Here is a 20,388-nt window from a genome sequence, read left to right as displayed (position 1 = left end):
TGAAAGCCCCCGATATGCACGCAACGCGTGGTCGGGGGCTTTTTGTTTTCATCGTCGGATCGTGCGTCGCGTTGTGTTCCAGAAATGAAGGAGATGGCATGCAAGAGTCTTTCCCGCAGCATCCGACCGCCGCCGAGTTGCGGATCGCCTGCGTGCAGATGGCACCGGCGATGGGCGAGGTTGCCGCCAACGTGGCGCGCGCCGAGGCGCTGGTCGAACAGGCCGCCGCCCAGGGCGCGCGGCTGGTGGTGCTGCCCGAGCTGGCCAATACCGGTTACATGTTTGACAGCCGCGAGGAAGCCTGCGCACTGGCCGAGACGGTGCCGGACGGCCCCAGCGCGCGCGCCTGGATCGCGCTGGCGCAACGGCTGGGCATCCATCTGGTGGCCGGCATCGCCGAGCGCGACGGCGGCCGGCTCTACAACTCGGCGCTGGTCGCCGGCCCGCAAGGCTATCTGGGCACCTACCGCAAGCTGCACCTGTGGGGCGACGAGAACCTGTATTTCGAGCCGGGCGACCTGGGCCTGCCGGTATTCCACACCGAGTTCGGCCGGCTGGGCGTGGCCATCTGCTACGACGGCTGGTTCCCCGAGGTCTACCGGCTGCTGGCGATGCGCGGCGCGGACATCGTGGCGGTGCCCACCAACTGGGTACCCATGCCGGGGCAGACGCCCGACGGCCCGGCGATGGCACACGCGCTGGCGATCGCCGGCGCCCACAGCAACGGCCTGACGGTGGCCTGCGCCGACCGCGTGGGCACCGAGCGTGGCCAGCCTTTCGTCGGCCGCAGCCTGATCGTGGGCGCGCAGGGCTGGACCGTGGCCGGGCCGGCCAGCCATGACCGGGAGGAGATCCTGGTCGCGGCGGTGGACCTGAAGGCCGCGCGCCGCGCGCGCCAGCTCAACGCCTTCAACCACGTGCTGCGCGACCGGCGCCGCGACGTGTACGACGAAATGCTGGGCGCCGGCCCGTCGCCGGCGGTGGACCGGGCGGCGAACTGAACCAGGAATCGAGCAGCGAATCGCGGCCTGTCCGCGCAGCATATTCACGCAGCACATTCAAATGGCGGACCACCGCCGGCCCCCAAGGAGAAAACCATGAGCATTCCGCAACGCCGTCTTCCGTATTGCAGCTTCCTGCTGCGCCTGTCGGTGGTCGCCCTGCTGGGCGCGGTCGCGTCCGCGCAGGCCGCCGAACCTTTGCGCATCGGCGTGCCGGTGGGCCTGTCCGGCGCCAACAGCGTGATCGCGCCGGCCGTGGTGCAGGCCTCGCAGCTGGCCGCCGACGAGATCAACGCCGCCGGCGGCATCCTGGGCCGCCAGGTGGTGTTGGAGATCGCCGACGACGCCTCGTCGGCGGTGGGCGCGCAAAAGGCCTACGACACGCTGGTGTTCCAGAAGAAAGTGGACGCCGTGATCGCCATGGAAACCAGCGCGGCGCGCAACGCCGCGCTGCCCATCATCAACCGGGGCAAGGTCCCGTACATCTACAGCTCGTTCTACGAAGGCCGTTCCTGCAACCGCTGGATGCACGTCAACGGCTGGGTGCCGGAGCAGCAGGTCGCGCCCATCGTCGACCATTTCATGAAGGAGCGCGGCGTCAAGACCTTCTTCCTGGTCGGCAGCGATTACGCCTTTGGCCGGGGCATGCTCAAGTTCACCCGCGAGTACATCGAGAAGCAGGGCGGCAAGGTGGTGGGCGAGGAATACCTGCCCATGGACGGCACCGACTGGACGCCCATCGTCTCGAAGATCCGCTCGGCCCAGCCCGGCGCGCTGATCAGCTCCACCGCCGGCGGCAGCCCCAACGTGGGCCTGGCCAAGCAGATCCGCGCGGCCGGACTGTCCATGCCCTATGGCAACCTGGCCATCGACGAGGGCACGGCCAGGACCATGGGCGACACGGCGGCGGGCATGTATATGTCGGCGTCCTACCTGACCAGCATCGACAACGCCCAGAACCACAAATTCCTGGCCGCGCTGAAAGCCAAGTTCGGCGACCAGGCCAAGACCGCCAATGACTTGTCCGAGCCGCAGTACGAGGGGTTCTACCTGTACAAGGCGGCGGTGGAGCAGGCCGGCGGCATGGACGCGCAGAAGATCGTGGCGGCGTTGAGCCAGGTGTCGTTCGACGGCCCGCGCGGGGTGGTGAAGATGGACCGCCAGCGCCATGCCGCGCTGACCATGCGGCTGGGGCAGGTGCAGCAGGACGGGTCCATCAAGATCCTGCAGACCTTCGAGAACGTGGACCCCGGCGCCCAGTGTCCGGATCTCAAGTGAGGTGAGGCCCACCCCCGAAGCGCTGCGCGCTCCCCCCTCGAAAGGGGGCGCCGCCACGGACCGGCAAAGCCGGCTCCGTGCGGCCCCGCCAGGCGCATTGCCGGGGCGCAGCAAACTGTGTTGGATGCGCGCCGCTCGCCAGTCGGGCGGCCGCCGGAGAAGACGATGGGATTGTTGCTGGACATCCTGAGCACCGCGGCCATGCTGTTCATCGTGACCGCCGGCCTGATGATCATTTTCGGGGTGATGAAGATCGTGAACTTCGCCCATGGCGCCATCATCACGCTGGGCAGCTACGCCAGCCTGGTGGTGACGCAGCTGGGGCTGAACCCCTGGCTGGCGCTGCCGGCCGCGCTGGCGGCGGGCGTGGCCACCGGCTTGCTGGTCGAGCGGCTGATCGTGCAGCCGCTGTACAAGCGGCCGCTGGACGCCATCCTGGCGACCTGGGGCCTGGGCATCGTGATCGGCCAGCTCATCACCATGGCCTTCGGCCGCGAGGTGCAGTTCGTCGATTCGCCGGTGCAGGGCGCGGCGAGCTTGCTGGGCACGGAGTATTCGGCCTACCGGCTGTTCCTGATCCCGGCGGCGCTGCTGCTGTACCTGTTGCTGACGCTGCTGCTGAACCGCACGCGCTTCGGCGTGCGCACGCGCGCCGTCATCATGAACGAGAACCTGGCGCGCGGGCTGGGCATCCAGGCCGAGCGCATCCGCCTGGCGACCTTCGGCCTGGGCGCTGGCCTGGGCGCGCTGGCCGGCGCGCTGATCACGCCGCTGTCCAGCGTCGATCCGAACATGGGCCTGCCCTGGCTGGTCAGCGCCTTCATGCTGGTGATGGTGTCCGGCCATTCGATCGGCGCGCTGCTGCTGACCTGCCTGGTGTACGGCGCCTGCCAGGTGCTGGTGAGCGTGTACCTCAGCCCGATCCTGGGCGGCGTCACGATCGCCGTGCTGGCGGCGCTGACGCTGCGCATCCGTCCGCAGGGCTTTTCCCATGACTGACGCTGTAGTGGCGCGCGCGCCACGGAGAACCCATGATGACTGACACTTTGCTGGAACGCGAGGCGCCCGCCGGCCGCGCGCGCCGCAGCGGCCGCGACCTGGGCGCGCTGGCGGCGCTGTGCCTGGCGCTGACCGTGGCCGGCCCCTGGCTGTTCGATACCTATCTGCTGAACGTGCTGATCAAGGCGCTGTTCTTCGCCATCGCCGCGGTGACGGTGGACCTGCTGTGGGGCTATACCGGCTACCTGACCTTCGGGCAGTCGGCGTTCTTCGGCGTGGGCGCCTATGCGGCCGGGCTGGCCTTCACGCATTTCGGCTTCTCGCCCGGAGTGGCGGCGCTGGCCGTGCTGGCGGCGGCGCTGGCCTCGGCGGCGCTGGCGCTGGTGACGGGCTGGCTGTCCTTCTACCGGGGCGCCTCGCCGTTCTTCGCCACGGTGATATCGCTGGTGCTGCCCATCGTGCTGACCCAGGTGGCGCTGTCCGGCGGCACCTATACCGGCTCGTCCTCGGGGCTGACCGGCTACGACAGCTTCGACCTGTCGCTGCAGGCCTGGTACGTGGTGGCGGCGGGCGCGCTGTCGGCGGTGGCGCTGCTGGCCTGGACGGTGACGCGCAGCGACGCCGGCCGCATCCTGGCGGCGTTGCGCGACAACGAATCGCGTTGCAGCTACCTGGGGCTGGACACGGCGCGCTGGCGCATCGCGCTGCTGGTCGCGTGCGGCGTGGTGGCGGCGCTGGCGGGCTTCGGCTACGGCGCCTTCAGTGGCGTGGTGGCGCCGGAGCTGACCGGCTTCGTGTTCGGCACCGAGCTGATCATCTGGGTGGCGTTGGGCGGGCGCGGCACGATCTGGGGGCCGGTGCTGGGCGCGATCCTGATCAACCTGGCGGCCTCGTACCTGAGCGGCTACATGCCCTTTGTGTGGCAATTGCTGCTGGGCGTGACCTTCATCGTGGTCATCCTGCTGCTGCCGCGTGGGCTGCTGCCGCTGCTGCTGGGGCCGAAACGGCGCGCGGCCGCCGCGCCGGCGCCGGCGCTGACCGTCAGGCCGCCGGCGCCGGAAGGCGCGGCCGCCTTGAGCCTGAGCGGCGTGGCCAAGCGCTTTGGCAGCCTGCAGGTGCTGGAAGGCATCGACCTGAAGGCCGGCGGGGGCGAGCTGCTGGGACTGATCGGCCCGAACGGCGCGGGCAAGACCACGCTGATGCGCTGCATCGCCGACGGCGCCGAGCGCTCGGCCGGCGAGGTCGAGCTGTGCGGGCGGACCATCCGGCGCGAGGGGCCGGCGTTCTGCGTGCGCGCCGGGCTGGGCCGCAAGTTCCAGAACGCGAACATCTTCGACAGCATGACCGTGGCGGAAAGCCTGCGCATCGCCTCGGCCATCCGCGAGCGTCCGTCCTGGCTGCGGCGCGCGCCCGAGCTGGCGCTGCCGCCCTACGCGCTGGAGGTGCTGCGCATGACGGAACTGGACCAGTGCCTGGAGCGGCCCGCGCGCGACCTGTCGCACGGCCAGCAGCAGGCGCTGGAACTGGCCATGGTGCTGGCGCTGGAGCCGCGCGTGGTGTTGCTGGACGAGCCCACGGCGGGCCTGAGCAAGGCCGAGCGCACCCGCATCGGCGAGGTGCTGTCCTCGCTGTCGCGGCGCTACGGGCTGTGCTGCCTGCTGGTCGAGCACGACCTGGATTTCGTGGCCGAGGTGGCCACGCGCATCGTGGTGCTGCACCAGGGGCGCATCGTGATGGACGGCAGTTTCCAGGAAGTGGTGGAGTCGGCGCTGGTGCGCGCCATCTACGCCGGCAGCGCGCAGGCGGTGGCAGAGGAGGCGCGGCAATGAGCATGCAGGCGAATGGACATGCGAAGGCGGACGGATGCGTCGGCGCGGGCGGGCAGGGCGGCCAGCCGGCCCTGGCCCTGGAGGGCGTGTCCAGCGGCTACAAGTCGGCGCTGGTGCTGCGCGACGTGTCGCTGGCGGTGGAACCTGGGGCTTGCGTGGCGCTGCTGGGCAAGAACGGCATGGGCAAGAGCACGCTGCTCAAGACGGTCATGGGCTATCTGCCCAAGGCCGGCGGCCGGGTGCGGCTGGGCGGCGCGGACGCCACGCGCATGCGGCCGCAGGACGTGGCGCGCCATGGCGTGGCCTATGCCGCGCAGGAGCAGGCGCTGTTCCCGGACCTGAGCATCCGCGACAACCTGCGGCTGGGCCTGCCGTCCGACCGGCTGTTCGACGAGCGCTTCGCCGATGTGCGGGAACTGTTTCCGGTATTCGCCAGCCGACTGCGCCAGCATGCCGGCACCCTGTCGGGCGGCGAGCAGAAGATGCTGCTGGTGGCGCGCGGGCTGATGCAACGGCCCGCCTTGCTGCTGCTGGACGAGATCACCGAAGGCCTGCAGCCCTCGGTGATCGACCGGCTGGCCGGCGCGCTGGCCTGGGAGCGCGAGCGGCGCGGCACCAGCATGTTCATCGTCGAGCAGAACGTGGCCTTCGCGCTCAAGGTGGCCGACCGCTACCTGATCCTGAAGCAGGGCGCCATCGTCGACCAGGGCGAGGCTGGCGCGGCCGGGGCCGCAGGCCATATCATTGATCACTTGAAGGTATGAACCGGCAGGCATGAACCCGAATCCCGACGCCATGACGCAGGCCAACGGCGGCCACGCGCCGACCCCGCACCCGGCCACGCCGCCGGCCCCGGCCGTGCCCGGCTGGCGCATCGGCGTGCTGTACTCGCGCAGCGGCGTCAGCGGCACCACCGAGTCGCAGCATTTCTTCGGCACGGTGCTGGCCGTGGAAGAGATCAATGCGCTGGGCGGCGTGCTGGGCCGGCCGCTGGAGCCGGTGGTCTACGACCCGCGCAGCGAGAGCGAGGAATACCGCCGGCTGGCCGGCCGGCTGCTGCTGGACGACGAGGTCAACGTGATTTTCGGCGGCTGCACCTCGCATTGCCGCAAGGCCATGCTGCCGGTGGTCGAGCGCAGCAACTCGCTGCTGTGGTACGCCTCGGTCTACGAAGGTTTCGAGTATTCGCCCAATGTCATCTACACGGGCGCCGCGCCCAACCAGGGCAGCATGCAGCTGGCGGCCTACCTGATCCGGCATTGCGGCTCGCGCATCTTCCTGGTGGGCGCCGACTACATCTATCCGCGCGAGACCAACCGCATCATGCGCGACACCGTCGAGCAGCACGGCGGCGAGATCCTCGACGAAACCTATCTGCGGCTGGGCTGCGACCAGGCCGACATCAACGAGGTGGTCGAGGATATCCGCCGCATCCAGCCGGACGTGGTGTTCTCGACACTGATCGGCTCGGACGCCGAGCGCTTCTACCGCCGCTACCACGAGATGGGCCTGTCGGCCGCGCGCATGCCCATCGCCAGCCTGACCATGACCGAGGCCGAGGTGGCCCAGGTCGGCCCGGCCCTGTGCGCCGGCCACATCACCGCGGCCACGTACTTCAATTCGGTGGACACGCCGGCCAACGCGCATTTCCTGGCGCGCTGGCGGCAGCGCTTCGGCGAGCGGCCGGCCAGCGTCTACGCCGAGGCATCCTATAGCCAGGTGCATCTGTACGCCCGCGCCTTGCAGCTTGCGGGCAGCCAGGACACCCGCAAGCTGGTGCAGGCGGTGCACCAGGTGGCCTTCGACGCGCCGGGCGGCCCGCTGGCGGTGCTGCCCGAGAACAATCATTGCGCCCTGACGCCGCGCATCGGCGTGTGCCGGCCGGACGGCGGCTTCGACGTGGTCTGGCAGAGCGACGCGGCGGTGCGGCCGGATCCGTACATGACGTCCCTGGGCCTGGACGCCTTCTGGCTGGAATGAGATGAGGCCCACCCCCGAAGCGCTGCGCGCTCCCCCCTCCAGGGGGCGCCGCTACGGACCGGCGAAGCCGGCTCCGTGCGGCCCCGAAGGTGAGTACTGACATGGACCATAGCCTACGCCGCCTCTACGAGGACCTGCGCAGCATCGCGGTGGCCGTGGTCTATCCGCCCGGCGAGGACCGCGACCTGCTGGTCGAGCAGCTCAAGCGCATCGGCTGCCGCATCCATCTGCACTGGCCCTTCCCGGATTGTCCGCCGGCGGGCGCCGACGTGGTGTTCTTCCTGGTGTCGCAGTGCGGGCAGAACAGCGCCGCCTGGTCGGCCAGCGAGGCCGAGGCCACGCTGATCGCGCTGTCGGACTACGAGACGCCGACCACGCTCAAGCAGCTGCTCAAGACCAACGCCCACGGCGTGCTGACGCGGCCGTTCCGCTCGGCCGGCATCCTCAGCACGCTGGTGCTGGCGCGCTCGGCCAAGCTGTTCCAGAACCGCCAGCAGAACAAGATCGACAAGCTGGAAGGCACCATCAAGGCGCGCCGCGTGATCGAGAAGGCGATCCGCGCGCTGATGGACAACCAGCGGGTGGATGAGCGCGAGGCCTACGAGCACATGCGTTCGCGCGCCACCCGCCTGCGGGTCAGCGTGGCCGAGGTGGCCGCCATGATCGTCGAGGCCAGCGAGGCCATGGAAAAACTCGGCCTGGGCGGCGCGTCGGCGCGCGCACCGGGCACGGCAGAAAAAACCAAGGGAGACCCCACATGAAAGTCCTGATCGCGCGCATGAACCACGAGACCAACACGTTCTCGCCGGTGCCCACGCCGCTGTCCGCCTTCGGCAACGACGGCCCGACCTACGACGCCGCCGCCTACGAAGAGAACAAGGGCAAGCGCACCGCCATGTCCGCCTTCATCGAGCTGGCCGAGGCGCGCGGCGCCGACCTGGTCACGCCGGTGTCGGCCACGGCCTACCCCAGCGGGCGGGTGGACGGCGTGGCCTACCGGGAACTATGCGACCGCATCGTCGCCGCCGCGCCCGGCTGCGACGCGCTGCTGCTGGACCTGCATGGCGCCATGGCGGTCGAGACCACCGACGACGGCGAGGGCGACCTGCTGGAACGGCTGCGCCAGGCCGCGCCGGGCGTGCCGGTGGCCGTGGCGCTGGATCTGCACGGCAACGTCACGCAGAAGATGGTGGACAACGCCGACGTCATCATCAGCTTCAAGACCTATCCCCATGTCGACATGTACGAAACCGGCGAACACGCCGGCCGCATCCTGTTCGACTGGCTGGCGGGCGGACCGCGCCCGGCGCTGGCCTGGCGCCGCCTGCCGCTGATGACCCACACGCTGCGCAGCGCCACGGCCGAGGGCGCGATGCGCGAGGCGGTGCAGGCCGCCCGCCAGGCCGAGCAGGGAGCGGTGCTGGGCGTGTCGGTGCTGGCCGGCTTCGCGCTGGCCGACATCCCCGCGCCCTGCCTGAGCGTGGTGGCGGTGGGCGCGGGCGAGGCCGGACGCGCGGCCGCCGAGCGCGCCGTGGCGGCGCTGGCCGACGCCATCTGGGCCAACCGCGACGGCTTCTACTACCGCAGTGAGCCGCTGGCCGACTCGCTGGCGCGCGCGGCCCGGCTGGCCGAAGGCGCGGACAAGCCGGTGCTGCTGCTGGATCATGGCGACAACTGCATGTCGGGCGGCACCTGCGACACCATGGACGTGCTGATGGCGGCGCTGGACGCGGGGCTGACCGGCATCCAGGCCGGGCTGTACTGCGATCCCGAGGCCGTCGCGGCCATGGCGCGCGCGGGCGTGGGCGCCACGGTGGAGCTGCCGGTGGGCAACAAGCGGCCCATCGACGCCATCGGCCGCGCCGCCGCGCCGGTGACGCTGCGCGGCGTGGTGCGCGCGCTGACCAATGGCGAATACGTGATCACCGGCCCGACCTACACCGGGCAGACCGCCTGCATGGGCCCCAGCGCGGTGCTGGACCTGGGCGCGGCGCAGCTGGTGCTGACCAGCCGCACGCACGAGCCCTGGGACCTGGGCGTGTTCGAAAGCCTGGGCCTGGACCCGCGCGCCGCGCGCTTCGTGCTGGTCAAGTCGCGCATGTATTGCCGGCCGGTGTTCGTGCCCATCTCCGGCGCGCTGGTCGAGTGCGACAGCCCGGGCGTCACCAGCTCGGACTACGGCCTGTTCGCCTACCAGCGCCGCCAGCGGCCGCTGTATCCGCTGGAGCCGATGGCGCAGCAGGACTATCGCGCCCAGGCTTGAACGGCGGGCCGCTATCCTGTCCAATGGCGGCTTGCGGGCGCGGCGTCCGGCCGCGCCCCGGTCGCCATACTGGGAGGAAGGGCCATGGCCACGGTGCGCTTGCTGTCGGACGAGGAAGTCCGCGCGATTCCCGAGGCGTGGGCGGTGTTCGAGGACATCCGCGCCACGCGCAAATCCGATTTCGTCAACAACTTCTGGCGCGCCCTGGCCAATGATCCGCCGCAGCTGCGGCGGGTCTGGGAGCAGCTCAAGCAGGTCATGATGGCGGACGGCGAACTGTCGCCGCTGGTGCGCGAGCTGATCTACATCGCCGTGTCCACGGCCAATGGCTGCGGCTACTGCATCCATTCCCACACGGCGGCGGCCAGGGCCAAGGGCATGACCGACGGCCAGCACGCCGAGCTGCTGGCCGTGATCGGCATGGCGGCCCAGACCAATGCGCTGGTCACGTCCATGCAGGTGCCGGTGGACGAGGCCTTCCTGGTCAAATAGGCGGCGTCATGGCGCTGATCCCGCTGTTTCCGCTATCGCGCGCGCTGTTTCCAGGCGGCGTGCTGCACTTGCGCGTGTTCGAGGTGCGCTACCTGGACATGGTGCGCCGCTGCATCGCCGACGGCAGCGGCTTTGGCGTGGTGGCGCTGCTGTCGGGCAGCGAGGTCCGCAGCCCCGAGGGCCAGGAGACGCTGGCGCCGGTGGGCACGATGGCGCGCATCGAATCCTGGGACGCGCCGATGCCCGCGCTGCTGGCGCTGCGCTGCGTGGGCGCGGGCCGATTCCGGCTGCATGCCAGCCAGCTGGCAAAATACGGGCTTTGGATGGGCGAGGCCGAGGCCATCGCCGACGACTCGCCGGCCGAGGTGCCGGCGGACCTGCAGGATTGCGCCGACGCGCTGGGCAAGCTGATCGCGGGCTGGCAGCGCGGGGGCGTGCCGGCCGAGCACATGCCGCTGGCGCCGCCGTTCCGGCTGGACGACTGCGGCTGGGTGGCCGACCGCTGGTGCGAGCTGCTGCCGCTGCCGGCGGCCGAGCAGGCCAGGCTGCTGGCGTTGCCCGACCCGGTGGCGCGCCTGGCCGCCGTGCGGCAGGCGCTGCGGGACGCGAGCTGAAATTTTTCTTGGATGTTATGGAAATCAGAATTGACGAAGGCCTGCGGGCCTATATCGACCCCTTGACCGAAGACGAGTCCGCCGCGCTGGAACGCAGCCTGCTGGCCGAAGGCTGCCGCGACGCGCTGGTGCTGTGGGGCGACCTGCTGATCGACGGGCACAACCGCTACGCGCTGTGCAGGAAACACAATATTCCGTTCGAGACGCGCCAGAACACCAGCTTCAAGTCCATCGAGGACGTGTATCTCTGGATGATCGAGAACCATCTGGGCCGGCGCAGCGTGTCGGACTTCCAGCGCGGCGTGCTGGCGCTGCGCAAGCGCGAGATCCTGCAATCGCGCAGCACGCCGCCCTGGGACGAGGGCGCGCGGTCGGAAGGCGACGAACCCATGCCGGCCGCCGCGAGCGATGCCGGCGGTGACGCCGAGGGTGACGGCGCGGGCCCCAAGCCCGTCGTGATGTCCCAGGCCCAGGGCCGCGCCGAGCTGTCGCGCCAGGCGCTGGCGCGCGCGGCACGCATCAGCAGCAGCACGCTGGGCCAGATCGAGAAGATCCAGAAGGAAGCCGCGCCGGAACTGGTGCGGGCGGTCAAGGCCGGCGAGATCTCCATCAACGCGGCCGCCGCCGTGGCCTCGCTGCCGCAGGAACGCCAGGCGGCAGCCGCCACGGCCGGACGCAAGGAACTGCGCGAGGCCGCCCGCGAAGCCCGCCAGGCCAAGGCCCCGCCGCCGCGCGAGGCCCCGCCCGAGGTGCCCGTGGAAGAGATCGAGGACCTGCCCGCCGAAGTCACGCGCCTGCGCGCGGTGCTGGCGCGGGTGACCGAGGAACGCGATCAGTTGAAGAAGAAGGTCGCCAACCTGACGGTGGCGCTGTCCGAGGCCCGCAAGGCGGGCGGCGGGGACGATTAGCCGGGGGGAGTGGTCGGCAGTTAGGTGAATACCATCTCAGCACACATGGGCATGGCGGCGCGCAAGTTGCCGTCATGGATCGTCAACGATGCATCCGATTTTCATCGGCGCAGCGAGTAAATGCCCAGATGTCTAGAATGCCGATAATGGCAAGCACGATTCCAAGCGCGAGCAAGATGCTTGTCGCCCCAGAAAGAACAGCCCAGACTTGAACAAGCACGATGAGTAATTTCAATACGCCATCTATCAGCAGATGTGTGCGATCGAACGATACGAGTCTGGCAATTGCCCATGCTACAAGTGCAAGCCCGCCTATGTTGGCGAAGAAAACATCATAAGGAATAACAGGTCCCTGTGCGCCAGGCGTGTCGACGGCTTTTTCCAGGGTGAAGAGAATATTTCTCAAGTACAGATAAAACGGCGGTATTGTCAGACCAATGGCTGCAATAATGTCATAGATGGCGGATATTTTGGTTATTTTTCTTGCCATTCTGTTGTCGTTGATATTTGACTTGTTCATGATTGGCTGATTCCTCGAGGGTTGAATAATTGCCTGATTTCAATGAAGTCCCCTGACGCAATCCGATCTCGGTGAGCACCCATCATGATGCTGATCATTTGATCGGCGCGATCGGCAGGGGATGCGAGATAATCCTTCTGTGTGGCTCGCTCTTTCAATAGCAGTAACTCGGTCAATCCCTCCGAGGGTTGCAATATTATTTCCGCAAGTTGTGTTCTTACATTGCAAAGGCCCAGGTTTGCAAAGAAGATATTCTTGTTTTCAAGTGCATATGTTTTGATCAGTGCGATCAAGGCAGCTTTCGAGACGGCGTAGGCCGCCATGCCCTGACGCTGGCGCATGCCCGATATCGACGATGAAACTAATATGCGGGATGGGGATGCATGTTCAATAATGGAATCCAGTAGGAGCTTATTGGAAACAGTGTTGGTATGCAGTACGCTCAGAAAATCCTGCAAATCGATGCGATTCGCTGTTCTAGGTGATGGCCCAAATACGCCGGCGTTCAGAAACGCGACATCGATGTCTCGATATTTTTCAATGATCTGGGGAGTTTTCAGTGCGCGCTCAAGTCTCGGCAAGTCTGCGAGATCGATATTGAAATGTTCGTATTTGGCATGCTTTATCAGATCGACAGGGGTTGTCCGCGCTATTCCGAAGACAGAAATTCCGCGTTCCAGGAGGTTCTTGGCAACGGCAAGACCAATCCCTCGGCTGGAACCTGTTACTAGCGCGCGATAGACCGTCTTCATGGTAGTTTGCCCGCGGCATAGCCGCCGTCGACGTTTAGAATGGTTCCTGTGACGTAGGAAGCGCGCTCCGATAGCAGCCATTCGACGGCTTCGACTATTTCCTTTGGCTCTGCAAAGCGTCGCATCGCTGTTGCATTGCGCTTTTTCTCCGTGTTTGCCGGATTGGCAGCAAGGCGTTCGGCCGTGTTCATTCCGCCTAACGTGGGCCCGGGTGCGATCGCATTGATTCTGACGGGGTGGCTGTTACCGCCTTCAAACGCGTACTCAAGCGCGGCGACCTGCGTTAGCGCATTCACTGCCGCCTTGCTGCTGACATAGGGGGCTTGTCTTGCAAGTGGTACAACGCCAGCGCACGAAGAGACATTGACAATTGCGCCGCCAGGTTTACGTTGCAACACGGGGATCTGATGTTTCATGCAGTGAAAGACGCCCGACAAATTGATCGAGATGTTCTGTTCCCAATCATGCGCTGCCACATCGGCCACTGGAGAATAAGGCGTCGTAATGCCAGCGTTATTCACAGCAAGATCGAAGCCGGAGTACTCGGTATCAATTTCCTGGAAAACACGCTCAACGGCCTGGTGGTCGCTGACATCGCATTGCAGGAATCTGGAGTTTTTGCCAAGTTGGGCCTCGGTCAATTTTCCTTTCCTGTCATCACGCCCAAGAATGATCACCACGTTTCCCAAACTCGTGAATCTGCTGGCAAGGGACATACCAATGCCGCTGGTTCCTCCTGCGATGACTATGGTTTTTCCGGAAAAACTCATTGCTTGACTCCGCTAGTATTTGATATGGGAAGGGCGAGGATATATCTTGGAAACGCAACAATAGACGCGATCAGCCAAAGGATTGCTTTTGTCGCGAAAGCAGTTTCCTTCGAATAGACAGGCAGAAATATCATGTTCCCTGTTGGCAAGAGATTTCCGGACCAGATCGTTGTCCGCGAACAAGGCGCGGCTCATGCCTACCAGGTCGCATGTCGCGCTTGTCAATAGGGATTCCGCTTCCAGCAGGGATCGCGTTCCGCCTGCGTATGAGATCGGCAGCGAAGAGCTTGCACGGACAGCTCTGACCTTGGATCTGACCATGTCTATGAAGCTGTGAGATGGCGTGATCAGTGATTTGAACGATTGCCGCACGCAACACGAGAGTTCCACAAGATCGCAACCGGACATTTTCAGCATATGGACTGTTTCGATCACATCCTCAAGCGATACACCTCCAAAATCGACAACATCGTCGACATTCAGGCGCACCGATACCATGGTTTGTCGAGACAAGCAGCTTCGGATGGCTTTGACGATTTCCAGCAAGAATCTGGCTCTTCCGATTATGTCTCCGCCATACTCATCGTTTCTCAGGTTGGAAAATGGAGATAGAAAACTGCTGATGAGATAGCCATTCGAGGCTTGGATCTGAATTCCGCCAGCTCCGATGGTTTCAGCGCGAATGGCAGCATTGGCGAACTGGTCAACGACGCCATTTATGTCCGAATGGCTCATGGCTTTCATCGGGGCAGAGCCATTGCGCGCGGCCATCGAGACAGTTGGGGCGAGCAGTGGCGATCCGGTGAGTTCAGTCAGTCCTTGGGCGCCATAATGTTGCAACTGAATGATGGCGACGCATCGTTGGTCATTCGCGTAGTCGATGATCGGTTGCAAAGCGTTGGCATGAGCTGCCGTTGTCAATAGCAAACCCCCCAGCTTCAGGCGGGATGATTTGCTGATGCTGGCATTCGCAAAGACAACGGCGCCAACGCCGCCTCGTATTATTCCGGCATAGAATTCGTAAAGTGATTGTGAAAAGGATCCGTCGTCCTGGGCGCAATCAATGCCCATGGCGGCAAAGAATATTCTGTTGCGAAAGACGGCGCCGTTTTCCAGGATTATTGATTCTCGGCAATTCTCATACTTGATCGACATTTTTCTGTCGCTCAGTGAGAGGGGCCGTGCATGTATTTGCAATATCGCTTGATGTAGGATTTCAGCGCGGCCTCCGCTTCGGTCGAGAATTCTCCCGTTTCAAGCACGATCATTTCCTCCTCGATGCGCTGCACTGTCACAGGAAGAACGAGGCAGGGCTCGTCGGGGAGAAGAATCAGGATGCGGGTTATCGCATCTGTGGAGCCAGGCGCCTTGATCGTCAGGGAAGAAAGGGAAATCGATTCAAGGACGCCAGTGACAATCTGGCCGGAGCCGCTATCCAGCAGAACACGATGCGCCAAATGCGGGAAGGGCTGGAAAATGCACTGTGCAGGAGGCTCGAAGCGACGCAATTTTTTAAATACGGCCTCCCTCATGACGCCGCCTTTCAGACGGATTTGACCAACACGCTTTCCGCGCTGGAAGAATTCCGCTATCAAATCCAGATGCTTGGGGGCAGATTCGTAATTGCCGTTAGCCTGGGTTGCGATGACTTGCAATGGATAGCTTGATTCCGTGTAGCCATCAAAAACAACATCCAAGGTGGAAATGGAAATCGTGACCTTGCCGCGCTGATGGCAATAGCTTGCATACGTGTAGTAGTACATCGCTTGCCGGGCGATCTCGATAAGCATGGTCCCGGGAACATGCTCATGCTCTTTTTGATAGAAATAATAGTGGTCTGTGTTGTTTATCGCATTGAAGCTTATCGCGAAAGGTATGCTGACCTCGGTGCTTTTGAGGATTTGGGAGATAGCGGTCTTTTCGCTCCCCGCGTGTCGCTCGAGCGTATTGACCAACCCTGCCGAGCAGAAGTTGTCGATGTGGGAAATGGAATCCAGGGTCGATGACAAGATCGCTTGATCATCTTCGGATAGCTTGTAAAAACCAGTCGATATGAGCTTGTCCACGCCATCAACGCTCAATCGGCCTGTTGGTAGAGTGGCAGGAATTAACAGATTGGGATTCTCAATGAGTACGTCATCCGCGCTTGACTTGTGCAATAGATTGGATGTTAGGGCAGGGAGGGCGATAGGCATGATTTTTATGGGGGGTCTATAATTTTTTCAACATTGATTGCACTAGGAGGCGGTGAATGGGTCTGACGGGAATCATGTAAATTCGGCCGACCCAGTTTTTACATTTGACGCGAGCTACGACGCTTACCGTGTGCCTGCCATCGGTCGTACTGGTTTGAATGTCTATCAACACATCCAAATGGTGGTCCGAGGCCACCAGCTTCAGACTCTTCTGATCGCAAGATATGAGTTCGAAAAAGTCCAGGTACTCAATCCCGTCACGCTCCTGCCTCTGGGCTGTGCCAAATCCTTTAATCGGCCGGATTCCCAGTGGATAGCCCAGAATGTCTCTGGCTGCGAACAAGCCTTGCACCAGCCGTGATGGATGCCGTGTGATCTGCTCATATACTTCGATTGGCGTTAATTCACGATCAAGATCGATTGACCGCCTGTCAAAGTAGTCCAACTCGTTCGCAGGCCTCCGCTCGAGAAAGTCGTAGCGATGGCCGTTCATGCCGCGCCTTCTGGCTGGGCAAGAAGGGAAATGGCGGACCTTTCTGCCTCGGCGATCATGTCACGATAGATTTGGCCTTTCGATTTAAAGGTTCTCTTGAAATGATCGATGGCGGAATTGCATTTATCCACAATGTCGCGCGCATCGATGAAGAGCGAGCTGAAGATAATGTAGGGCGGAAGATAAACTCCACCAATATATTGGATGGATTGCTGAATCGGTCTGAGCAGCTCGTCCATCGTGAAGTTATTGAATCCCGCGGCAGAATAGGCATGCGAGGGAGCGCCAACCGTCGTGCAAATCAGGAATTCCTTGCCGTGGAGTTTGTCTCCACCCGTCGCATAGGCAAAGCCTGGCAAGAAGACATCATCGAACCAGCGCTTCATGAGGGCGGGAAATCCGTACCAGTAGAATGGGAATGACAGAATTATCCTGTCTGAATTAATCAGGAGTTCCTGCATTTTTGAAACGGAGAATTCTGATTCTTCAAATTCATTCGCGAGAACGAGATGATCAATTCCGACATCTTTGCAATGATGAAGTAATCGCTCTTGATAGCGTGATGCGGCAACGTCGGGGTGACCGCACACAAAGAGAATGCGCCGATCTTTTTTCATATTGCATGCTGTCATGGAAAGGTGCCTTGTTGATTCGTGGCTGAGAACTTCGTTGGGTTAAACCGGTTGCCATCGGTTTTGCAATATGGATGACAAGGTGGAGGCGGAAAAGAGCGGGGTATGGAACTGCCCATGGGTCTCTGTGTGGCGACTTGTTTAATGTCGATGTCGCTGAAAAAGAGAGTGATTTTCAATAAATATCGAACCGCATTTTTATTGATGTGGTTGCGGATTGGCAAGGCTCTGGACCAAAAAGCAGATAATTCCTAGGAAATCCATGAATAATTATTACCCCGGATTTGAAAATCTTTGGTCGCGCTCTTTCATGCGTGGGTCAAGTGACTTGAATGAATTCGGGTTATGCGTTGGTGATGGCGTGAACCCATTTTCTGCAAGGCCGGCCGGGATTCGGGTGGGTTCGAATGACGTGGCGTGATGCTTGGCGCTTTCCCGTTGCAGGAATAATTCGAATGGATGCTGATTGAGGTCCGCCGAAATATTCTCAGTCGCTGTCCGTGAGCAAGGTTTCGTCGCACAGACGCCGCTGCTCTACACGCGGCAAGAGATCGCGGTTGAGCACATGAACACGGTCAATGGTCAGGTGAATACGTTCTCAATCGAGACGGCCGCAACTCGGGTATGGGCGGCCAGAGCCGAAGCGGGAGCCGCTGGCGTCCTATCAGATGCGTTAGGCCCCAGCACCCATTTGGCGCTGTCACGCCCGTAGCTCGCGGAGTGGGTGTGTCGGTCAGGCGAATGCTGGCCCGCAACCGCCAGGGGATGGCTCGGTTGCTCGTGCGGGGCCAGGGCAGCAGTCACCTATCTGGCGCGTATTGCGCGCTTTTGTGACGCTAAGGGGGGGCGATGGATATCGCGTGCGAGGGATGCGCCTTGGTGCGGGCGGGCGTTTTCTTGCCGCCCGCCGTCATGCTATGTCGGGATCGGTCTCACCCGCAGCGGATCGCCGTCATCACATCCTTGCCATCGAGGATCAGGTTCAGGCGAGTGTCGTTGTATTCCATCGTGACCAGCTGGCCGGGCCGCAGCATGCGGGCGGTCTGGCTACCGCTGCGCGAGCGCAGATCTTCCAGAACGGCGGGGGTGGCTTTCTTGCCGATCTCGGATTGCAGGGCGCTGGCGTCGCAGGTCTTGCCGGACGGGCCGCTGGCCGTCGGGCTGTAGCTGGAGCCGGACGAGGTTCCGCTGCTGGCGGCGGGCGCGCTTGAGCTGGTATCCGAGGACGGGCTGGACGAGCGGGGCGCGCCGGTATTGGCGCAGGCGCTCAGCGTGGCGGCCAGCAGGACGGGAATCAGCTTGCGGATCATAGAGGGCTCCTTGCTACTACGTGGACTACATGAAAATGCCGCGCGGGCTGGGACGCCTGCCCGTCGCGCGCAGGAAAACATGATAGACCAGAGCGGGAGGGACAGCGCCGCGCGGGGCGACTCCTCGGTCCCGGGGCGATGAGGGGAGAGTTGGCGATCCGGCTGGCTCGGTGAGGACCGGCGTTGATCTGGCCGGGCAGGCGCCAATGCGGGTTTCCATGGTGCTTTGAATCGTTGACACTAAAGTTTCATGAGAATATATTTATGAAACCATAGTTTCATAGATCTGATCACCATGAGCTCGACGTTGCAAGAGCGGATCCTGGCGCAGCAGGACACTTTCACGGACAGCGAGCAGCGCCTCGCCCATGTCACCCTCGAATGCCTGGGCAATATCGCGGCCTATTCGGGCGCCGAGCTGGCGCAGAAGGCCGGCGTGTCCAAGGCCACGGCGGGGCGCTTCTTCCGGCGCCTGGGCTACGAGAATTTCAATGAGGTGCGCGCCCAGGCGCGCGACGAGGGCGCGCGCGGATCGCCGCTGTACGAAATGGCCGGCGTGCGTCCGCCCGACGCCACCGGCGATGCGCTCGCCGCGCATCTGGCCATGGATCTGCAGAACCTGGCGCAGACGTTCGAGCGGCTGGACAGCCGGGACGTCGAGCGCGCGCTGTCCCTGCTTGCCGGCGGGCGTCGCATCTGCATCGCGGGATTTCGCAATGGCCGGGTGCTGGCGCAGTATGCCTGGGCGTTACTGACGCAGTTGCGCGACGGCGTCGTGCTGGTGCCCGGCGCGGGGCTGAACCTGGCCGAGGATCTGGCCGACCTGGGACCGGACGACGTGTTGCTGGTGATGGATTTCCGCCGCCGCGTCACCTTGCTCAAACCCATCGTCGAACACGCCAACCGGGTGGACGCAAAGGTCGTGGTGCTGACCGATCCCACCGCGACCGAACTGCCGGCGCGTTCGGACCTGGTCCTGCGCTGCGTCAACAACGGTTCGGCGGTCTTCGATTCCTACGTCGCCGCCATCAGCCTGATCAATCATCTGTGCTCGGCCCTGGCCCGCAAGCTCGGACCGGCCGCGCGCGAACGCCTGCAGCACATCGAACAACTACATGAACACTACGGCGACTTGCATCGCTGAACCTCAAGAGGAGACTGACTTGACCCCCCCGATTTCGAATATCCGGTTGCGATACGCGCTCAACCCCGCCTTCGAGGCGGCTGCGCCCTATGGCCAGCGTCAGCTCGACGTGCTGGGCGGGCAGGCCTACGCGAGCGCCGAGGCGCAGATCCGCAACTGGCCCGGCTACCAGCCCACGCCGCTGCGCGATCTGTCCGGTCTGGCGCGGGCCGTCGGCGTGGCCGGCATCCGCTACAAGGATGAGGGCGGCCGCTTCGGACTGGGCAGCTTCAAGGCCCTGGGCGGCGCCTACGCGGTCAGCCGGCAGTTGCTGCGAGAGCTGGCGGCCCGGCTGGGCCGGGACGACCTGTCCGTGGACGATCTGCTGTCCGGCCGCTATCGCGAACTGACACAGTCGATCACAGTGACCTGCGCCACCGACGGCAACCATGGCCGTTCGGTGGCCTGGGGCGCGCAGCGTTTCGGCTGCCAGTGCGTGATCTACATCCACGCCACCGTCAGCGAAGGTCGCAAGCACGCGATCGAGCAGTACGGCGCGCAAGTCGTACGCACCGCCGGCAATTATGACGATTCAGTGCGGCAGGCCGCTGAAGACGCCGCGCGGTTCGGGCGTCATGTGGTGTCGGACACGTCCTATCCGGGCTATATGGAAGTGCCCAAGGATGTGATGCAGGGCTATGCGGTGATGGCCGACGAAGCGCTGCGCCAATGCCGCGAGGCCGGCGAGCTGCCGACGCATGTCTTCCTGCAAGGGGGCGTGGGCGGCTTGGCGGCCGCGGTATGCGCGCATTTCTGGGAGCAGCTGGGCGAGCGCCGTCCGCGTTTCATCGTGGTGGAGCCGGACAAGGCGGCCTGCCTCTACGAGAGCGCCCGCGCCGGCGAGCCGGTGGCGGTGCACGGCGATCTGGACACCGTGATGGCTGGCCTGGCCTGCGGCGAAGTCTCGCTGCTGGCATGGGAAGTGCTGCATCCGGGCGCGCAGGCGTTCCTGACGGTCGACGACGAGGCCGCGCTCCAGACCGTGCGCCTGCTGGCCAGCGGGCGCTACGGCGACGGGCCGGTCGTGGCCGGCGAGTCGGCGGTCGCGGGGCTGACCGGTTGCCTGGCGGCGCTGGCCGATCCGGCCTTGCGTGATGCGCTGGTAGAGTTCCGGGTCGGTCGCGCCCTCGCTGCCGAACACCAGCACACGGCTGCCGGCGTCCAGACCC

22 protein-coding genes are annotated in these 20,388 nt (G+C 64.3%); 14 read left to right on the top strand and 8 right to left on the bottom strand.

The genetic code is table 11. From position 1 onward, the window contains the following. The first annotated feature begins 98 nt into the window (after positions 1–98). The 11 genes from KDH83_RS11080 to KDH83_RS11030 all read left to right on the top strand — a co-directional run bounded on the left by KDH83_RS11080 (position 99) and on the right by KDH83_RS11030 (position 11,364). Positions 99–1,001 carry a nitrilase family protein gene (locus KDH83_RS11080; RefSeq protein WP_212315453.1) on the top strand — a complete coding sequence of 301 codons (903 nt, stop codon included), beginning with the start codon at positions 99–101 and terminating at the stop codon, positions 999–1,001. Between the two features lie 96 nt (positions 1,002–1,097). After that, the gene (locus KDH83_RS11075) at positions 1,098–2,279 is read left to right on the top strand and encodes a substrate-binding protein (protein WP_212315451.1); all 1,182 of its coding nucleotides are present in this window, start codon (positions 1,098–1,100) and stop codon (positions 2,277–2,279) included. A 165-nt stretch (positions 2,280–2,444) separates the two neighbouring features. Continuing rightward, the gene (locus tag KDH83_RS11070) at positions 2,445–3,278 is read left to right on the top strand and encodes a branched-chain amino acid ABC transporter permease (RefSeq protein ID WP_103274696.1); all 834 of its coding nucleotides are present in this window, start codon (positions 2,445–2,447) and stop codon (positions 3,276–3,278) included. A 35-nt stretch (positions 3,279–3,313) separates the two neighbouring features. Beyond that, a complete protein-coding gene (locus KDH83_RS11065) occupies positions 3,314–5,107 on the top strand; it encodes an ATP-binding cassette domain-containing protein (protein ID WP_212315495.1) in 1,794 nt (597 codons plus the stop codon). 2 nt (positions 5,108–5,109) lie between these two features. Then, a complete protein-coding gene (locus KDH83_RS11060) occupies positions 5,110–5,871 on the top strand; it encodes an ABC transporter ATP-binding protein (protein ID WP_212315493.1) in 762 nt (253 codons plus the stop codon). Positions 5,872–5,881: 10 nt separating this feature from the next. Then, entirely contained in the window at positions 5,882–7,087 is a 1,206-nt protein-coding gene (locus KDH83_RS11055) for a transporter substrate-binding domain-containing protein (RefSeq protein WP_249205021.1), read from the top strand. Between the two features lie 101 nt (positions 7,088–7,188). Further along, positions 7,189–7,848, top strand: coding sequence for an ANTAR domain-containing protein (locus KDH83_RS11050; RefSeq protein ID WP_212315449.1), 660 nt, complete (start codon positions 7,189–7,191; stop codon positions 7,846–7,848). After that, a complete protein-coding gene (locus KDH83_RS11045; RefSeq protein ID WP_212315447.1) occupies positions 7,845–9,350 on the top strand; it encodes a M81 family metallopeptidase in 1,506 nt (501 codons plus the stop codon). The genes KDH83_RS11050 and KDH83_RS11045 overlap by 4 nt, the downstream gene beginning before the upstream one ends. A gap of 84 nt (positions 9,351–9,434) precedes the next feature. Next, a complete protein-coding gene (locus tag KDH83_RS11040; RefSeq protein ID WP_212315445.1) occupies positions 9,435–9,842 on the top strand; it encodes a carboxymuconolactone decarboxylase family protein in 408 nt (135 codons plus the stop codon). Positions 9,843–9,850: 8 nt separating this feature from the next. Next, a complete protein-coding gene (locus tag KDH83_RS11035) occupies positions 9,851–10,456 on the top strand; it encodes an LON peptidase substrate-binding domain-containing protein (protein WP_212315443.1) in 606 nt (201 codons plus the stop codon). Between the two features lie 17 nt (positions 10,457–10,473). Then, complete coding sequence (locus tag KDH83_RS11030) at positions 10,474–11,364, top strand: hypothetical protein (RefSeq protein WP_212315441.1); 891 nt, start codon at positions 10,474–10,476, stop codon at positions 11,362–11,364. 82 nt (positions 11,365–11,446) lie between these two features. On the opposite strand, the gene KDH83_RS11025 is transcribed toward KDH83_RS11030, so the two are convergent. The 7 genes from KDH83_RS11025 to KDH83_RS10995 are packed head-to-tail and all read right to left on the bottom strand — an operon-like array spanning position 11,447 to position 16,726. Then, positions 11,447–11,884 (bottom strand): hypothetical protein, encoded by a 438-nt coding sequence (locus tag KDH83_RS11025; RefSeq protein WP_212315439.1) that lies wholly within the window; start codon positions 11,882–11,884, stop codon positions 11,447–11,449. Then, positions 11,881–12,636: an SDR family oxidoreductase gene (locus tag KDH83_RS11020; protein ID WP_212315437.1), complete on the bottom strand. Its 756-nt coding sequence runs from the start codon at positions 12,634–12,636 to the stop codon at positions 11,881–11,883. Before KDH83_RS11020 ends, KDH83_RS11025 begins: the two co-directional genes overlap by 4 nt. Next, complete coding sequence (locus KDH83_RS11015) at positions 12,633–13,406, bottom strand: SDR family oxidoreductase (RefSeq protein ID WP_212315436.1); 774 nt, start codon at positions 13,404–13,406, stop codon at positions 12,633–12,635. The genes KDH83_RS11020 and KDH83_RS11015 overlap by 4 nt, the downstream gene beginning before the upstream one ends. A gap of 12 nt (positions 13,407–13,418) precedes the next feature. After that, the gene (locus tag KDH83_RS11010) at positions 13,419–14,561 is read right to left on the bottom strand and encodes an NADH:flavin oxidoreductase (RefSeq protein ID WP_212315427.1); all 1,143 of its coding nucleotides are present in this window, start codon (positions 14,559–14,561) and stop codon (positions 13,419–13,421) included. 11 nt (positions 14,562–14,572) lie between these two features. Further along, the gene (locus KDH83_RS11005) at positions 14,573–15,601 is read right to left on the bottom strand and encodes an AfsA-related hotdog domain-containing protein (protein WP_212315425.1); all 1,029 of its coding nucleotides are present in this window, start codon (positions 15,599–15,601) and stop codon (positions 14,573–14,575) included. A gap of 16 nt (positions 15,602–15,617) precedes the next feature. Further along, entirely contained in the window at positions 15,618–16,094 is a 477-nt protein-coding gene (locus tag KDH83_RS11000) for a DUF2867 domain-containing protein (RefSeq protein WP_212315423.1), read from the bottom strand. Next, on the bottom strand, positions 16,091–16,726 hold the full coding sequence (locus tag KDH83_RS10995; protein ID WP_212315421.1) for an NAD(P)H-dependent oxidoreductase: 636 nt from the start codon (positions 16,724–16,726) through the stop codon (positions 16,091–16,093). Before KDH83_RS10995 ends, KDH83_RS11000 begins: the two co-directional genes overlap by 4 nt. A gap of 105 nt (positions 16,727–16,831) precedes the next feature. Here KDH83_RS10995 and KDH83_RS10990 point away from each other — a divergent pair, with 105 nt between their 5' ends. Beyond that, on the top strand, positions 16,832–16,981 hold the full coding sequence (locus KDH83_RS10990) for a hypothetical protein (RefSeq protein ID WP_212315419.1): 150 nt from the start codon (positions 16,832–16,834) through the stop codon (positions 16,979–16,981). Positions 16,982–17,658: 677 nt separating this feature from the next. Here KDH83_RS10990 and KDH83_RS10985 read toward each other — a convergent pair. Then, the gene (locus KDH83_RS10985) at positions 17,659–18,036 is read right to left on the bottom strand and encodes an I78 family peptidase inhibitor (protein WP_212315417.1); all 378 of its coding nucleotides are present in this window, start codon (positions 18,034–18,036) and stop codon (positions 17,659–17,661) included. Positions 18,037–18,331: 295 nt separating this feature from the next. Here KDH83_RS10985 and KDH83_RS10980 point away from each other — a divergent pair, with 295 nt between their 5' ends. Both KDH83_RS10980 and KDH83_RS10975 read left to right on the top strand, forming a co-directional pair. After that, positions 18,332–19,180 (top strand): MurR/RpiR family transcriptional regulator, encoded by an 849-nt coding sequence (locus tag KDH83_RS10980; protein WP_212315415.1) that lies wholly within the window; start codon positions 18,332–18,334, stop codon positions 19,178–19,180. Between the two features lie 19 nt (positions 19,181–19,199). Then, the coding region (locus tag KDH83_RS10975; RefSeq protein WP_249205020.1) for a diaminopropionate ammonia-lyase at positions 19,200–20,388 on the top strand (1,189 nt) is incomplete at its 3' end.

It is taken from the genome of Achromobacter sp. Marseille-Q0513 (assembly GCF_018195695.1).
GTDB lineage: Bacteria > Pseudomonadota > Gammaproteobacteria > Burkholderiales > Burkholderiaceae_B > Achromobacter.
The sequence above is the reverse complement of the archived record's forward strand: the minus strand, read 5'-3'. Positions and strand labels throughout refer to the sequence as shown.

Coding starts and splice junctions, on each gene's coding strand:
- KDH83_RS11030 (WP_212315441.1), top strand. CDS start 10,474: ATGGAAATCAGAATTGACGAAGGCCTGCGGGCCTATATCGACCCCTTG.
- KDH83_RS11015 (WP_212315436.1), bottom strand. CDS start 13,406: ATGAGTTTTTCCGGAAAAACCATAGTCATCGCAGGAGGAACCAGCGGC.
- KDH83_RS11010 (WP_212315427.1), bottom strand. CDS start 14,561: ATGTCGATCAAGTATGAGAATTGCCGAGAATCAATAATCCTGGAAAAC.
- KDH83_RS10980 (WP_212315415.1), top strand. CDS start 18,332: ATGAGCTCGACGTTGCAAGAGCGGATCCTGGCGCAGCAGGACACTTTC.
- KDH83_RS11075 (WP_212315451.1), top strand. CDS start 1,098: ATGAGCATTCCGCAACGCCGTCTTCCGTATTGCAGCTTCCTGCTGCGC.
- KDH83_RS11020 (WP_212315437.1), bottom strand. CDS start 12,636: ATGAAGACGGTCTATCGCGCGCTAGTAACAGGTTCCAGCCGAGGGATT.
- KDH83_RS10990 (WP_212315419.1), top strand. CDS start 16,832: ATGGAACTGCCCATGGGTCTCTGTGTGGCGACTTGTTTAATGTCGATG.
- KDH83_RS11045 (WP_212315447.1), top strand. CDS start 7,845: ATGAAAGTCCTGATCGCGCGCATGAACCACGAGACCAACACGTTCTCG.
- KDH83_RS11070 (WP_103274696.1), top strand. CDS start 2,445: ATGGGATTGTTGCTGGACATCCTGAGCACCGCGGCCATGCTGTTCATC.
- KDH83_RS11060 (WP_212315493.1), top strand. CDS start 5,110: ATGCAGGCGAATGGACATGCGAAGGCGGACGGATGCGTCGGCGCGGGC.
- KDH83_RS11035 (WP_212315443.1), top strand. CDS start 9,851: ATGGCGCTGATCCCGCTGTTTCCGCTATCGCGCGCGCTGTTTCCAGGC.
- KDH83_RS11055 (WP_249205021.1), top strand. CDS start 5,882: ATGAACCCGAATCCCGACGCCATGACGCAGGCCAACGGCGGCCACGCG.
- KDH83_RS11025 (WP_212315439.1), bottom strand. CDS start 11,884: ATGAACAAGTCAAATATCAACGACAACAGAATGGCAAGAAAAATAACC.
- KDH83_RS11065 (WP_212315495.1), top strand. CDS start 3,314: ATGACTGACACTTTGCTGGAACGCGAGGCGCCCGCCGGCCGCGCGCGC.
- KDH83_RS11000 (WP_212315423.1), bottom strand. CDS start 16,094: ATGAACGGCCATCGCTACGACTTTCTCGAGCGGAGGCCTGCGAACGAG.
- KDH83_RS11005 (WP_212315425.1), bottom strand. CDS start 15,601: ATGCCTATCGCCCTCCCTGCCCTAACATCCAATCTATTGCACAAGTCA.
- KDH83_RS10985 (WP_212315417.1), bottom strand. CDS start 18,036: ATGATCCGCAAGCTGATTCCCGTCCTGCTGGCCGCCACGCTGAGCGCC.
- KDH83_RS11050 (WP_212315449.1), top strand. CDS start 7,189: ATGGACCATAGCCTACGCCGCCTCTACGAGGACCTGCGCAGCATCGCG.
- KDH83_RS11080 (WP_212315453.1), top strand. CDS start 99: ATGCAAGAGTCTTTCCCGCAGCATCCGACCGCCGCCGAGTTGCGGATC.
- KDH83_RS11040 (WP_212315445.1), top strand. CDS start 9,435: ATGGCCACGGTGCGCTTGCTGTCGGACGAGGAAGTCCGCGCGATTCCC.
- KDH83_RS10995 (WP_212315421.1), bottom strand. CDS start 16,726: ATGACAGCATGCAATATGAAAAAAGATCGGCGCATTCTCTTTGTGTGC.